This window comes from Aquimarina mytili, assembly GCF_016735115.1.
Classification (GTDB): domain Bacteria; phylum Bacteroidota; class Bacteroidia; order Flavobacteriales; family Flavobacteriaceae; genus Aquimarina; species Aquimarina mytili.
The window spans coordinates 219,950-237,289 of record NZ_JAERQJ010000001.1; the positions used below are offsets into that span (position 1 = coordinate 219,950).

At 34.0% G+C, this 17,340-nt stretch carries 6 protein-coding genes; all 6 read right to left on the reverse strand.

Features of this window, described 5'->3' with window-relative positions:
* Position 1 precedes the first annotated feature (1 nt).
* Positions 2-4,339, reverse strand: coding sequence for a DUF6443 domain-containing protein (locus JJQ60_RS01110; RefSeq protein ID WP_201916110.1), 4,338 nt, complete (start codon positions 4,337-4,339; stop codon positions 2-4).
* A gap of 63 nt (positions 4,340-4,402) precedes the next feature.
* Positions 4,403-7,900, reverse strand: a complete 3,498-nt coding sequence (locus JJQ60_RS01115) for an RHS repeat domain-containing protein (RefSeq protein WP_201916111.1) — start codon at positions 7,898-7,900, stop codon at positions 4,403-4,405.
* A 360-nt stretch (positions 7,901-8,260) separates the two neighbouring features.
* Positions 8,261-8,713 carry a hypothetical protein gene (locus tag JJQ60_RS01120; RefSeq protein WP_201916112.1) on the reverse strand — a complete coding sequence of 151 codons (453 nt, stop codon included), beginning with the start codon at positions 8,711-8,713 and terminating at the stop codon, positions 8,261-8,263.
* A 225-nt stretch (positions 8,714-8,938) separates the two neighbouring features.
* On the reverse strand, positions 8,939-11,293 hold the full coding sequence (locus tag JJQ60_RS01125; RefSeq protein ID WP_201916113.1) for an FG-GAP repeat domain-containing protein: 2,355 nt from the start codon (positions 11,291-11,293) through the stop codon (positions 8,939-8,941).
* Between the two features lie 142 nt (positions 11,294-11,435).
* Positions 11,436-14,027 (reverse strand): T9SS type A sorting domain-containing protein, encoded by a 2,592-nt coding sequence (locus JJQ60_RS01130; RefSeq protein WP_201916114.1) that lies wholly within the window; start codon positions 14,025-14,027, stop codon positions 11,436-11,438.
* 107 nt (positions 14,028-14,134) lie between these two features.
* Positions 14,135-17,305 carry a CHAT domain-containing protein gene (locus JJQ60_RS01135; RefSeq protein WP_201916115.1) on the reverse strand — a complete coding sequence of 1,057 codons (3,171 nt, stop codon included), beginning with the start codon at positions 17,303-17,305 and terminating at the stop codon, positions 14,135-14,137.
* Between the last annotated feature and the right edge of the window lie 35 nt (positions 17,306-17,340).

The window sequence follows — 17,340 nt, forward strand, 5'->3', positions numbered from 1 at the left end:
GTTAATTTTTTCGATAATATGGGGATTTATCCGATTGCGTTACTGTTTTTGTTGTCCCGTCAGCATTAGTAACTTTTTTCGTATAGTTTTGCCTCCCTTTAGCTTCCCCATATTCACTGGCATATGTTTGTACGAGTTTATTTTGAGTCATAATTTGATAGGGTTGTCCATTAATAAAACCATTCTTCGTAAATATCTGGATTCCATTATCATTCTGCAATAAAAAAACAGAACCATGTGTGGTAGTAATACCTCCATCAGCACTATATCGTATAGCATCACCAATTCTTGGTTTACTTACGTTTCTATAATCGCTCCCTAATTTATTATCAAAATTACTCTCAATTGCCATTGATGTAAATAATTCTTCAGCTGTTTTTGGCAAAAAAAATGGTTTCGAATCTACTCTCCCATCAGTAGTTAAATTTATCGTACAGTTCCAACAATTATTAATTGCATCCTGTGGTGCTTCTGAAGGGTTTTGTGCTAGTTCAATGTTACCTGTTGTTAAAGCCTCTTCCATTCCTTGAAGCATATATCCTATTTTAGATTTACTGCTAAATTCGGATACATTAAAACTATCTTCTCCTCCTTTATTCAGCTTTGCTTCGAGATCTTTTTTACTAACTCCGAATAGTTTTTTGGCTAGTCCTACTGATATTCCCATTTGTTCTAAAAATGAATCATAAGTATCACCTTCTTGTCGATTAAGACTCAAAGTACCTGTCTCGCTATCAAATACAAATTCCCATAATCCATTAGGGTCATTAAATAAAATAGGGTTGTTCCCGGAAAATCTATATGGTGTAAGATTATAACTTTGTTCTGCCAATGGGTCCAAATTCATCCAACGACCTAATGCAGGGTTATGATTCCTTGCTCCAAAATCATACCAATCTAAGCCCAGCTCGTTTTGTTCTTCTTTGCCTCCAAAACCGTATTGATGATCTCGCCCTGTTATAATAGTATTATACCCCTTATGTTTTAAACCAAACGGGTAATAGTTATTCTCTTCTCGAATTTCTTGTTGGGTGACTATCCCATCATTATTATTATCACTATAACTTAAACGAATATTACCTAAATGGTCTTTGTATTGATATATATAATCAAAACCACCTGTAGTATTAGGTTCAATATATCCTTCGGGGTGGTTAAAAAACTCAAGGTTACCATTTTTATAAACATAATTCCCTGCATATTCGGTATTCGTTGCAGAACTTCCTATGGTAACCGTTTTTTTGAGTTTTATTCCGGCAGCATTATACATATAGGAAATAGTACCAGCACCATCACTATTTGATATGGCTAAGGTCTTGGGTAAGTTAAGATGATTATAAGTAATATGGGTTATACCATTGTTCAGATCTTTGATCATATTACCATTGGTATCATATTCATAATCGATATTGGTCGTATTACCATCCTTAAAACCATACTGGTTGTTACCGTTATCGACCACCTTAATAAGCCTGTTACCCGAATCATAGGTATAAAATAGGTTATCCATAGCCGAGTAATTAGTACTATTTTGCCATCCATTACGAGCTAGTCTTAGAATGTTTCCATTTTTATCGTATTTCAAATTGTTAAGATCATAGTTACCTGTACCATGAAGCGCTTTGGTTATACGATTTAATGCATCGTATTCAAAAATATATCTCCTTTTTCTATTAAGGTTATCATTAGCAGTTTTCCAGAACGTTGCCGAGATATTACCATTGTATAAAGATGTTATCCCTGCCAATGGAGTATTGTAGTTTACTTCAAAAGCAAAAAGGTCTTTACCCAATACTTCAGGACTATTAATTTGTGTTAACCAACCTCTAATATTGTGTGTATAATCTATGGTTTGTAATCCTTCTAAATCAGTAGTGTCGCCACCCACATCCTTTTTGGTCAGAATTCCTAATTCGTCATAGGTATTGCTAACGATAAGTTCGGCAGGTTGATTATTGATCGTTTGTACCTGCGTTAACATACGTCCCATATGGTCGTAGGTAAATTTATCCAAAGTTGTTATCGGTAGGTTTGAACCCTTTCGATGTATAGTTTTGTTTGTTATAACTCTACCTGTAAAATCAAGTTGAGTTTCAACGACATCTGTTGTGTTTAGGAAGTCATTCTTGGTATGTGCATAGATCAATCTTCCTTTCTCATCATAGTAGTTAAAAGAAGTGATCCAATCCTCTGTATCTAATACCCTGACGTAAGACCCTGTTGCTAAACCAGTAACGTTCAGGTTTACGATTTGATTTAAAACCGTTCCTGGAGTAGGGGTATCTTGATCAAAAGTATAATCATCATAGTAATTGATGACATGGATTTCTGAAAACAAATGTGGAATTGCATCATTACTGTAATAGATTTTGGTTCCTCCTAGTACTGTAGGATCGGTTATTCTACTTTCATATTGAGAATAAACACTGGTATTATTAGCAGATTCTTGCATTGCTTCTCTTGTACTATTGCTTTGTTTTATTCCTGTATAAGCCACTCTACCTAATGCATCATATTTAACAAATGACCATTCTTTTGGTGAATTATTTTGTTGGTTAACGTCTTGTGTCATAATAGGTAGATCTAATATGTTATATACTATGTACTCCCAACCTTTGCCTGGCACTTTTTTCTCGATTAAACGATTTCGGTTGTCATATATATATTGATAGCAAAGCTCGTTAAGTTCACTCGTACTAACTCCATCTTGGATTGTAACTTTAGGAGGAATAACGTAGGTTAGGTTTCCAAATTTATCATGTACATAATATGTATCATGGGGTTCATTCTGATCATAGGTACGCTTTAGAATTAGTGTACCACTTTTATCTGTATATTCTTCTGTAGTACGATCCTTATTGTATTGTTGACCCTCGACCCAGTTTTCATCTTTGGTGATCGTAACATAAAGTTGATTTTCTTGATAGTGATTATTCTGAATCAGAGTAGGTTTTTCTAAGTCATTAGTAACAAAGTCTACCTCAAATAATGGAATTTCGTTTGCTTTATTATGGTGTCGATTAAACTTAATCGTATGCTCATTAGCATTAGAAGCATTAACCTTCCATGCTTCTCCCGGAGCTCCTGTTTTGGTTATGCGGTTTAAAGGTGATGCTTCAAAAACACTTTCTTTATAAGCATTTATATTGGCAGCATTAAGATTAGGAAAGTCCTCTGGATATTTGTTTTTGTAATAATAATTTATATCTGTAAGTACATCTACAGGGTTAAAATTTCCCAGAGCGTCACTTTGTCTTTCAAAAGGTAAATAGGTTTTATTTTGCCTTCCGTAATTATCGTATGCTATATGAGTTACGATATCTTGTTTATTAGGAGATGCGTTAATGGAAATCTGTTGTTTAGGTCTTCCTAATCCATCAAAATACGTAATATCAGATATGATATTCTTAACACTGTTTTGTGGTATTGTTGACATTTGGGTTTGAGGAACTTTGGCAAGCACATAGTTTTCGTTACTAGGTTGTAATGGCTTGCTGGCGCATCCTTCATATATTCCATATTCGTTTGGACACTTGTCATTTTTGTTGTTTACGTACCCTGAAGGTTTTGTACAACTACTCTTTGTTGTATTAGGGTCCCCAAAACCATCATTATCGGAATCGCTGTACCATATTGTGGTAGGGTTAATATTGGCTACAGTGTCATCACAATCCAGATTATTAGCTACATAACCATTAGGTTGATAACTTTGATATTTTTTCACATTAGGATTCCCATACCCATCGTTATCTACATCTCTATAAAAATTTCTAGGCTTAATATTAGTGATTAATGAAGTGGTATCATCATAATCGTCATTATTGGTTACATAACCATTAGGTTTAAAACTTTGATACTTTTTTACATTAGGATCACCATACCCATCATTATCTGCATCTCTATAAAAATTCTTTGGACTAATATCGGTTATAAGAGATGTGCTATCATCATAATCCTTATTATTACGAACATAACCTGTTGGAGTTTGACATTGCCTCAACGTATTACTTGGGTCTCCAAAACTATCATTATCGGCATCGCGATACCATACTGTATTAGGGTTAATAGAACTATCATTATCATTACAATCGTCTTGATTGGCTACATATCCAGGAGGTTTAGTGGCAGCATTTCTAGGAAACCTTGGATCTCCAAAACCGTCTCCGTCTCGATCTCTGTTCCATCGGTAAGTAAATCCACCACCGTCGCCATCGCCACCACTGCCATCATCCGGTGGGGCTACATTTGGTATGCTTTCTGGATTAGTGTTAGATATTTCTTGTCCCAAACCTATGGTACAGGATAAAAGGAGTGCTGATAAAAAAATTAAATATTTCATCTATATATTTTTTAATAAGAATGATTAACATTCTAGAAGTGATACTTTTATACTTACGTGCTTTTAATTAAGAGTTTTGTAGTTGTACTCTGTTTTAGATAAAAGATGTCCGTTATGATCTTTTATGACTTCAAGGCGATTGTAACTATCATAGTGATATGTAGTTTTTTGTCCTCTAGGATCTGTAACACTGGTAACCCCAATCAACGGAGCATAGGTATATGTAGTTATATGTGCTTGTGGAAGTCTTTGCCTTAAAGTATCAAGTAAGCTTAACTGATTATCGCTAAGGTTCTCTAATTGGCTTTGCGATATACCAAGTGCTATAGCTATCTCGGCAAACGTGGCACCTATAGCTTTAGCCACAGGATATTTACCTTGATATCCCCACACATATGTGGTATATGTATCCCCTTTTTTAAACATTTCTAGTGGGTTGCCCCATTGATCATATTTATGATACACTAATCTGGTTTCGAGGTCATAATCTGCTTTAGCTAGTTTTAATTCTTTTGGAAAGGGAATCCCATTTAGATTTTGATCTCCAAATTCAGTTTTTTGGACGGATAACGTAATATCATTTTCTAAAGCTTCTACCAGGATTGGGGTAGCAATTTGGTGTAGGTCGATTAATTTTTGTTCGGCAATAGTTGGATTAGCTATATCCTGTGGATAAATTGTCTTGGTTTTTATAACATCCTCTTTACTATCAGTAATTTCAACTCTTGTAAGTTGTAAATGTTCTGGATTGTCATAATAATACCTGGTTTCAGTGTGCACAGGATTTAATCCATTTTCATCGTATTGTTTCTCTAAGGTACTACTTAAGTAATGCCAATACGAGTTAGTACTATACTCCATAAAATCAAAATGATCTAATAAATGAGGATATGTAAGTATAGTGCCAACCGGTTTAGTATAACAATGATGATAATGTACTTTTCTTACGTTATCAGCGCCGGATGCGATACATTTTCTGTTTTTTGTACCTATAAAGTAATTATGTTTATGATTGGTCAGGCACTCATATCCTTTATAATATATTTTAGTAACATCATCTTGGCTACAGGTATAGGTGATATCTGTAGTGCAAGGTTCACCTTCATGTTTTTTTACCACCCTATATCCATATGTTTTCTTAAAATGTCGAGTATCTTCTTTATAGGTATTAATGGTTTCAGATAGAGTTATCAATCCATTACCCTCTTTTTTAAAGATTGACGTTTTTTTCTTTAATCCATTGCTCCAACCCAAATTTACCCACGGAGATGATTCTATAGGATTACCAAAAATAGAATTACCCGGATAGTCATTGTGAATAATAAACTCATGCTCTTCTCCACCATTTTCAAAATTACTACCCCCATGGCTCACTGTTACATATTGATAATAGGTAGAATTCACAGAAGTATTAAACAATTGTCTTGTGCTATTAGAATGAAGTTCGTAATACTTAATGTCTGAAAAACTACAAGGGACCATATCTCCAGGGTTACAGGTTTTTCTTTCAATATTATTAGAAACATAAAATGGGGTTTGCCCTTTTTCGGCAGATGAGGTATTTAAAGACTCTTTTTTGCCATAATAATAAACACGAGTATTCGCTATACTTGATGCAGCATCAAAAGATTTGATAGATTTTATTCTTAAACCACCACTAGTAATATTGGTGGCTACTTTTTGAGGTTTGTCTTTGATGTACCATAGTGTAAAATTTGATTGTACACATTCAAAACCAGGACTTAAAGTTATGGTATACGAATGCCCTTCTTTTAAATTTGCCAGAATATCTGCGATATTGCTATTTTCTGTTATAGTAATAGAAGTACCAATATTGGTCACTTGTCCTCCCAGGGTACGTTTATAAAACATGACCTTTTGGTTGGTTTGATTGTCTACAATGGATACCACAGCTCTAGATTTTCCTACGTCTAGATAACTATCACATGCATTTGAGTTAAATCGGGTGCTCCCATATGCAGTAATGGTCTGATCAAAAGGAACATTTATAACCTTTGATTTATTATAACCCGATCCAAATTCGTCGGGACCTGTATTAGCTGATAAGGAGAGGTTTACTTTTGGTGGTGATACTACTTTTTCTCCATAATATGAATTGCCTTCATACTCAAAACGTTCGTACCCTTTTGTAGGGTAGGTAATTTGTTTCAAAAGACCTATTTGAGCTTTTGAGGGATCCGGATTTTTATTAGCGCCAACATCGTAATACGTTAAGATTGGATTGATCGATGGTCCTAATGTTCTGGGATTTGGAAACAGATAGTTGTTATTTTTTGCATTATAATATCCCCAATGGTCCTGGCTGTACGACAATCTTTCCGGAAAGCTCGAAGGCTCTATATACTCAAACCGATAGTTTTTGCTAGGGTCTTTGTATACAACTTCTTCAAGAAATACTCGTTTTTTAGAAGTCATTAGGTAAGAGAAATCAAAACGTTCTATAATCGTATTATTTTTATTTTTAACTACGATCTTTGAGACAAGATCATGTCCGTCAACTTTGGGATGTTCAATATTAGATTGTAGATTGATTACCCCGTCGTTTGGATTATTACTTTCGATTCTAACTAGTTTTTTACCAACTATTCTTAAATTATTACTTATTACAGTACCAACATTATTTCTTTCAGCAAAATAGGAGTCACAAATCCATTGCCCCGGAGTTACATAAAAAGACTGTGATTTACCGCTTACATAACCATAGTTGTTGTCGCTATATATGAAGCTAACAATATCTCCTTTAGGGTGCCTTATTTGAGAAAGATACCAAGCCGTGGTAGTATCTTCTGGAGGGCCATGATGCCCACCATTGCCACCACCAGAAGCTCTGTTTAGGTTTATCTCTGTTTCGGTAAAGAAATATTCGATCCCATCGGAAGTGGTAATTTTAAAACTTACCTCACGTTGGTCTTCAAAATATGTCATTTGAAAGTCTTTATGAGGTACAAGGATGATATTTTTGTTTTTGTCGAAAACAAATTGCCCAGTATGCCCATTAAAATTATACATGAATACATCTGTTTCGCTATCTATGTTTGGGTTCTCGGCAATGGTCTGAAAAAATTCTAATGCCATTGGAGTTTTTTTACCACCAGGTTTGTGGATGTCTTCGTCGGGGTAGAAATAATTATTATATTCATCAGATTTATCTCTTGTGATACGAGAAATTACACCCCCAACATTAAGACTCCAACCTAATCCAACATTAGAAGATAATTGATCAACTTTAATACCATTAGAATTATAGCTTAACGAAATAGGGATGGATAAGTTATTTGTTTGGTATTGATATAAAGGAACATGTATACTAGGAGTACCTGTGAACAATCCTACGGGAGCTTGCCCGTATTTTCCAAGTTCGTAAGCCGTAGGAGACGGAGGGGTAATATTAGGCATATCTTGTGCAGAAATAGATAAAATACTCAAAAACAACCCAAATAGCTGCAAGATTAATTTAGTATTCATCTTTATGATACGTTGATTGCAGTACCAATGCAGGATTAGGGCAATGTACTTTTGCTGTTGTGTGTTTTGTTTCATTTTAAGATTGATTTATGTGTGTTTTGATTACCCTTAATGTCAATAGCAGATAAGATGTTACCCTACTTTTATGAAGATTATAGAATAAGCGGTAGGAGATAGGTGTTGAAGTTTGAATCAAAATCACTGGAGACTGAGTAAAAAAGACTCAAAGTTGAGCCAAAAACACTCGAATTTGAGTGAAAAAGACTCGTGATTGAGCAAAAAACATTCGAATTTGAGTAAAATATACTCGAATTCGAGTATAAAAGATTCAATCGCGAGTATAAAACACTCAAACTTGAGTATATTTTATTCAAAAAGAAACCCGAAAGAGTCAACCAGGACTCTTTCGGGTTAGAACACAATATATGACGGTGTTTATTTTCTAGAAAATCGTTGTCTTAGATCTTCATAGATTGGTTTTGCACTCTTTACCCCTTTTTTGTTGGCCTCTTTAATTTGTCCATAGTACAATAAGGCAGCTTGTAAAGCTTCGCTACCCGCTAATAATCGAGTATCATCTACATCAGAAAAAAGTTGCTCTAATATATTGGCAATAGGAGTTAATTGTGATACTACGGTTTCGTCTTTTAAAAACTCTTGCGTATCCATATATCCAGGGACAAACTCTGGATTGGTTTCTGCATATGATTTTACTTTTTGTACGGTAGGTAATGATTTATCACCCATCTTAAATAACCCTGAGCGGTCGTTTGCAGTTAAAGCTTGCAGATAAGGCGCTAAGTCATTTTTACATTCTTGTAATTTGTTGGTGATGTTGTCAATTACGTCTTGCGGAATTACCACGCTAATTTGATTTTCTTGAGACATTTGTGTAAATTTAAAATGGTTAATACATATTTTGAAGTCACAAACCTAAGGCAAAAATGGTTGGGTTACTCAGGGGACAATATCCCATTTTGATGTGCGATTATTCTTAAGGAATTAACAATACTCACTTTAAACCCTTTGTAATAAAAAAGCTCCCTGATCAGGGAGCTTTTCATTACAAGTATAGTTGATGTACCTACCTGTTCGACACTGTTGTTTTTGGCACTATTCTGTACCAAAACCGTATTCGAAAGAAAAATCTACTGTAGTATCAAAATTGTAATCCATTAGAATTTGATTACCACGCCTTATAGCCAAGTTGTCTTTGCCATCACCATCCCAGTCACCAATTAGGTATTGATCTTCTGAGTTCCCGTTTCCAAAGGTTTGATAATAATCGGTTGTATTACTGTAAAAATTGTCCATGGTGATGTATTGTTGTCTTCTAATACCAATATTATCTTTACCATCTCCATCACGATCTCCGGCAAAATATTGATCTTCTTGGTCTCCTAATCCAAAGAAGTATGTGAAATAAGGAGAACCATTTTTGTAATAATGCATGATAATTTCGTTTTGCTGTCTTCTTACGGCTATATCATCTCTACCATCACCATTCCAATCACCAACTAAGTATTCTGCTTCACTATCTCCATATCCATAATAATATGAGTGATCTGCTGTACCATCAAAATTATAGTCAATAATAATTTGATTACTTCTTCGAACCGCTATATCATCTTTTCCATCACCATTCCAATCTCCTACCAAATATTCACCTTCTTGATTTCCATTGCCAAAGAAGAAAGAATGATCCGGTTCGCTGTCAAAATTGTAATCCATTAAAATCTCATTACCTCTTCGCACTGCAATATTATCTCTACCATCACCATCCCAATCTCCGACCAGGTATTCATCCTCAAAAACTTCTGGTAATAAACCATTTCCACCCCAGTTGTTAAAAAGTTCTGGCACGAAGATTTCTGTAATATTATTGTGGCGTAATTGCATATTATCTCTCCAGTGATTCCAGGATATGGCTCCTCTTAATCCTTGTTCTACCTGTTGTAAGGTATAGCCAGATACTCTATCTCGAGGCAGATTAGGATCACTATTGTTTTGGTTAAAAGTATCCATTAAATCTAATACCACAGGGGTGTAGATTGGTCGTTGTTGAGCGGTTCTGAATTGATTACCTCCTTGATAACTATATTGTGGGTTATTTGCCAATGTACGATATCTATGCGTTGTAAATTGCCATTCTACACCTTCTGGCCAGCTTTCAATAACACGTTCAAAACTTTGTTTTATTTGATCATCTGATCCGGTATATGCTCTGAGTGCTAAAAACCTAAAAGCATCTCGGTCCATATCCCAATGAGCAGCATGTGCTAATTCATGAATGGTGGTGCCATAAATAGCCTCTTCATCATCTCCCCATCTTCTAATGTATATCGAAGGAAAAATCCCTCCCGTACGTGCATACAATGCAGCATGACCGGGTGCTTTGTTTGTGTTAGTTTTAAAATTGGCAGCTATTTTTATTTGCGGTTTAAAGGCACCATTTCTAGGGGGGCTAGATAACCCAAATCTACCTGTATAATAGTAGTCATAAGCCGCTTGATGGATTAGGGCATAGTACTGTTGCGCATCTACAACCCAGTTACTTCCTGAAGTTCCTAAATTAACATCCCATCGCCCTCTTTTTTTAGGACCGTTTAATACAGCTTGTCCAAAATTTCCAGATCGTACACTATAATCATGTCTTTCCCATTTAATACTATAATTAACAGGCCTTCTAAATGATGCGGTTCTAAAGTACCCATTGGCATCAGTATAAGCTATTTCAACTCGATACCATCGTCGGGCTCTCACTTTGGCACCAACAACAGGTACATAACGACTAACTCCATTTGTGTTATCCCAAACCATAATGTGACCATCAGGATTCCATTTACTGAACTTTTTCTTTGCTAGCGTATTTGCTTTTGAATCTGCATCCAGATTTCCAGTAATTCGTAAAGCTTCTTCTTCTAGAGTACTATTGAAATTATCATTTCTACCGCCACTACTTGAACCAGAACTGATTTCTGGAAGATATAATTCTTCTAGGATTTGATAAGACACATTTGGAAATTTATACCCAACAGGAACAGAAGCATACTGATATGTTACTTTGTCTTGTGGTATTTGTGGATCATGATAATGATCCCCTCCTTCAATTATTTCATAATCTAATGGGTACGAAAATAATTCTAAAGTTTGATCATTTTTAAGAATATCTAATTTTTCTTCGGTTCTAGGATCAAATCGTACATAATAGTGTGTGGTGTTTAGAGTTTGAGCTGTAGTTCTTGAACCAGCAGTAAGATTCTGATAAGCTCTACGCATGTTTTCTACCGAATAGGGGTTTTCTAATTTTTCCCCTAATATAATCGCTCCATTTTGGATAGCTGTTTTTGTATTATTTTCTTCGGTTGATAATTCTTCAACTAGCATAGGCATTTCATCATCTTTTTCACAAGAAAAGGATAATGCTACCAAGGCTAGTAATAGTAACTTTTTGATACTTTTTTTCATAACATTTTTTATAATCAATTAAATTTTAGTTTAAATCGATTATTAATGTTTTAAGTGCCCAATATGTTACCCTAACTTTTTCAAAAAATAAAAGCTCCCTGATCAGGGAGCTTTTATGCGCTATTTACGTATGGTTTGCTTTTTAGTTTACCATAAACTTTAAAGACGTTTTTTTGTTTGTCTCGAGTATTTGAATGAAATACATCCCTGTTCCTAATTTTGATCCAAACTTAATTACTTGTTCTGCCGAAGTATAAGGCAATGTATTGGTTTCAATCAGTTTTCCTGTGATATCATAAACGGCATAAGAAAAATCAGTTTTTACTCCTGAAATAGTAACTTGATTACCTTTAGAAACCGTTGGATAAAGGATTAATTTATCAGAAGATATAGTCGGTAACACGTCTTGCAATACTGTTTTAGCTCCACCTGATTTTCTTCGTTTAAACAGTCCTTGTCCAGGTATTGGGATAAAGCACGGATACGGCACTCTACTTATATATTGAAAATCTTGTGATGGCTCATGCCTTATTTTCGCTTTTTCAATGATTCCATTACATATAAGTGAATAAATTGTAGTGTAATTATATATTACTAAAGGAGGGACTCCATCAATAGCAAATAATGAAGGGTTGTCTTCAAGTATGAAATTATCCCCAGTATCTGTTATTTTGGATAGATTATAAGGAAGCCCTCCAAGTGTTGTAAGCGCTGTATTATTTACGATTCTCACTTTATTTACTTGCTTAAGGGTTTTTAATGAGTCTAGATTGGTGATATTGCCAGGTACCGATTCAGAAATGGTTAATGTTCCTCTAATAATAGTATAGTCAAAACTATCGATCTCTGCCTGAGACGTAAGTGTAACATCTGCAAACGTGGTATTATTACAGGCATTAATAATATCTATTTTGGCGCTGGTGTTGGCTGCGTTGTTTGCTATGGTTGTATTAAGCCTCACTCCATAGAATGAGTATGAGCTTGTATTGCTATCTTCTATCAGAGATAATATACCACAAGCATCACTCAAAGAAGTATTATCCTCGATAGTAAGATTATCCTGTACTGCCCTGATGTTAGATAACCCATCTAGATTTTGTAATGCCGGGTTAGCTGTTATAGATACATTTCCAGGTACAAATCCTAGTTTAGATAATGCATCTATGTTAACAAGATTTGGATTGTTATGAATAGTAACATCACAATAGCGATACGGGTCTAATCCGGAGATGTTTAGTCCGTCAAGATTTGTTAGGTTTGGGTTATTTTCTATGTGTAAATCTCCTCCAAGAGATTGTACAGCAGAAAAACCAGATAGATTCGATAGTATGGCGTTATTTTCTATACTTAATTTACCTCCAATTGCGGTAAGGTTTATAAAATTACCGGTATGGGTTAGATTGCTATTTCCTTTTAGGGTAAAATCACCTCTTACTGCAGTAAGATTAGAAAGTACATCTAAATTATCAATAGTTTGGTTATTGTGTATTAAAACATCTCCTGTTACTATCGAAAGGTTAAACAGGGCGTTTAAATTTGTTATTGCATTTGGTGATGATTCTTGTATGGTAAGGTCACCATTGATTTTACAATATTTGAAATTGTTTACTTCTGTTTGGGTAGTAAGTAATAAATCACCATTTAGGATTCGACAGTTATTACAGTTGTTTATAATTGTAGCGGCGTCGCTGGAATTGGCACCATTATTATCTAAGGTTATTAACCCTCCAACTGCACTTGGTTCTTCAAGCAGTTGTATAATTCCACAAGCACTTTCCAGACCAGTATTATTACTAACATCCAAATATTGATGTACACGTACCAAATTAGATAAAGCATCTAGATTTTTTAGGTTTGGATTATTAATAATACGTACTTTACCTAAACTTGCAAGATTTTCTAATCCTGTAAAATCTTCTAACTGTGGATTATTAAGAACATCTAGGGCTACTATACCTCCATCAAGGGCTGCAGAGATACCACTTATGTTATTAAGGTATGGATTGTCGCTTACAAATAACCCTCCTCTGATTTCGGTTAAACTAGATAAATGATCCAAGGTATTAAGACCTGATTTTTTGATCATCAAACTTCTTACACTGGTTACATTAGACAGAGGACTAATTTCGTACAGCTTTTTATTATTAATGATTCTTAAATGCCCTCCGATGTAGGTTAGGGTATAAAGACCATTTAGATTATTTAAATTAGGGTTAGAGGTAATAGAAAAATTACTACCCACAGTGGCAAGTTTTAGAAACCCATTAATACTAAAAAGCTTAGCATTCCAATGAATACTTACCCAACCATTTACTGCTGTAAGTTCATTAAAAGTACCTATTGAAGTAAGTTTGTGGTTTTTATGGATTGCCAGATTCCCTAAAATCGTTTGTATATTCGATAATCCTGTAAGGTCCTCCAGGTTAGCATTATCCTCTATGACTAGTGTTCCATTAATTGTCGATAAAGAGGATAGTCCATTTAGATTTTGTAGACCAGAATTTCCTTGTATGGTTAATCCTCCTTGTAATATTTGCAATTTAGATATAGGAGAAAGATCCAAAATATTTCCAGGTACAAGTTCTTGAATGGTTAAACTTCCATTAATTTCAGTATAATTAAAAGCATCTATTTGGGCTTGAGTAGCAAGTGTTAAATCGCCATCATGAACTTGAGCAAATGTCCATTGAATTCCGAGCACGACTAATGCATACAGGAGTACTGTTCTTTTCATTTTTTCCAATTTTGTTTCCTTTTTGTTTTCCCTTTATGTAGGTAAACATAAAAATGTTACCCTAGTATTCTAACGAATAATTTTGCGAAAATACAATATTGATTGATTTATGACTTGTCAAAAACTTTCAATTTTTTGTTTTTCGCTTTGATATAAAACAAACCTAATAAGAAGATTAGTACAAATACTGCTATTGCCAGATAGGTGTATATTGTTTTATGATCTTGAAAATCGATTGTAGAGGTATCACCAATAAGATAAAACCCGCCCCAGTAAAAAGGATTCGATGTATAGATGTCGGCGTTTTCAAGATATTGTAATTTAGCTTGTTGTAAGGCTTGCGCTTTATTCATACCCTTTTTAAGGTTTGTATAGAAGTTTTTCATTAGCTCGGGAGTGGTTTCATCTGACACCTCCCAATTGGTAAGGACCAAGCTTCTGGTACCGGCATATTGAAAAGCCCGACCTAGACTCATAACACCTTCTCCTTTAGATATTTTACCGGTTCCTGTATTGCAGGCACTTAATACAGCTAATTCAGCAGGAATTTTTAAGGCATATAGTTCGTGATTATATAGATAATTATCTTGAGTAGAATCTTGTACTTGTGTGAAGTATAATTTAGAATTTTCAGGATTTTCATTATCTAATTCACCGTGTAGTGCCAAATGTAATAATGCATATTGATGAGCATTTTGTTTGAAGTTTTCTTCGATTGCATTTTTTCCGTAAAAATAGGCACCATCAATAATGTCAGAAATCGCTTTGATCTCTTTTCTTGTTCCGGGTAGATCATCGTCTGTACTTCTAAGAACGGCAAAAGATGTTGAATTTTCTGTAGCTAAGCTTGTCGTATCAGAAAAAGAAAAGGCTAAGCATTCTTTAATGATAGCTTTAGGTTCTTCTTTCTTTTTGAATAGAAGATTTGCAGAATTTGCATAACTGATCACTTGTGTTTTTAAAAAATACGGGAGTTCTTTTGGGTTTTTAGGACCTGATTCTTCAGTTAACAATACGTCAAAATTGAGTTGCCATAACATCCCATCAGGAATAATAATCAGATGCTGATTCTTTTTTTCAAAAGAGAAAGGTTGTATCAACTCTTGGTATAATGTAAAGGCAATTTCTCTGTAGGCATCAATATCTTTATTTGTAATTGCTTTATGTAGTTGTAGTATTTTTTTGTCAAGATTAGAAACTTTAATTTCCTGAACCGAAAAATCATTCTTAGAGAGTAGAAAACCATAGATGATATCATCAGTTACAAAATATTCGAGTATTGTTGTTTTTTCAGGTAAATTTTGTTGTATATCTGAAATAGAGATGATAGAATTATCATATTTAAGTTCGTGATATTTTGGGTATTCTAACTCAAGTCTTTTCATTAAAGAATCATTTTTTTGAGTTAGTGTAAATACTAAATTAGAGTATGTGCTCGCCGTGATCGAATCCTTTTTTTCACTAGTAATCGAATTTTCATATAATTTGGTTTTATAAAGTGCTAGTGTGGTTCTTGTATTCTCAATCAGACTTAATTTCTCTTCAGGGATTTCAGCAAATTGCTGGGCTTTTGTTTTTCGTAATTGCTCTTCTAACAGGCGTGCTCTGTTTTTTTCAGAAAAATAGAATGCATTTTCTAGATTAGAATCATCTTTGGTTTTTTGATGTAATACTAATGATGTTGCTATAGCCTCTTTATAAATCTTTGAAGAGGTAGAAGCTAATAAAACTTTATCTTCTATAGATACGTATGAATTACGTGTTTTATCAATCAAGGCATCACAAAGTGTAAAGTTTGAAAGAGATAATTCCAATTCTTTTTCGCTGTTGTTTTTTTTAGCTAAAGATTTGATAGCCTTTGCTTTTCCGTACACCGCATTAAGAAGTGTATTAACATTAATGTAATCATCTGTATTAGGTAAAGAGGATAATGACGAGTCTTTAAAACTTTTAGTTCCTGCAATTATGGCTTTATGATAATTATTAGCGGCGGTAGAAAAGTTGTGATTTAAATATTCTACATCTGCAATATTGATATAGCTCTCAGCGGTCTTCTGGTTTTTCTCTCCGAAGTTTTGGATTGCGATCCCTAAACTTTTGGTGTAATATTCGTTTGCTAACGTATAATTTTGTTGATTTTTATACAGTAAACCAAATTGGTTAAGGATCAAAAACATATTTCTATGATCTTTATCAAAAAGGCCTTGATGGATCTTATAAGATTTTTTTAGGTAGTGAAGCGCTTTTGTATAGTCTCCTATTATACTATATGCTTCTCCAATATTAGCAATGATATTGGCTGTATTAAAATTTTGATCTCCATAATTTTTAGAATAGATATCTAAAGCTTTGTTATAGTTTTTAAGAGCCTCATCTTGCTTTCCCAATTGAATATATTTAGTAGCAATACTTTCATAACAAGAAGCAATAATATCGCTATTTTCGGCATATGCATTTCTAAAAATCTCTAACGCCATATTATAATATTGGAGGGATAAATATGTTTCTCCTATATAAGAGTAATTAAGGCCTAAGTTATAATAGCTATCAGCAATATAAGGATGTTTTTCTCCATACTCCTCTTTATCTAAAGCAATAGCTTTATTGTAGTAGGGTATAGCTTTGTTAAAAAGTCCATTTCCGCTATAGAGTATGGCTAAATTGAGATAAACAGTACTCAATTCATTATACTTTTTTTGATCATATAGGTATTGATTTATTTTTAAAGCTTTCTCGTAATTTTCTTGAGTTTGATCTATAAGTCCTAATTTGTCATATTCAACACCTATATTAGCAAATAAACTGGCAATTTTAATATCATTAGAATCTACTTTTTTCTCAAGAATACTGAGTGCTTTTTTATATAATCCTAGCGCTTTATAAGAGTGGTTTTGACTGCTATAAATTAAACCTTTAAACCCTAGCGCCCTGCTTTCTTCTATACTTTCTTTCTCTAGTTTCTCTCTACAAAGTGTTATGGTTTGATGAATGTTTTCAGATGATTTTTTTAAATCCCCAAGCCGATAATATAATAAAGAAACTTCATTGAGTGCTTGTGCATATCTCCTCCAATATGATTTATTTTTAAAGTCTACGGCTGCATTTTGGTATAAAGAAATGGATTCTTGATACTTTCCTTCTTTGAACAAAGAATCGGCTTTGATATAGTTATAATGCGCTTGTAGTGTATCCTTAGATATCTGCGCATTGATGATACAGCAAAAAAAAGTAAGAAATAGTACTATTAAAATTTTATGGGGTAGAAATCGTTTTGTCATTAATCATGTTTTTTTCTAAACTATAAAGGCTTGTT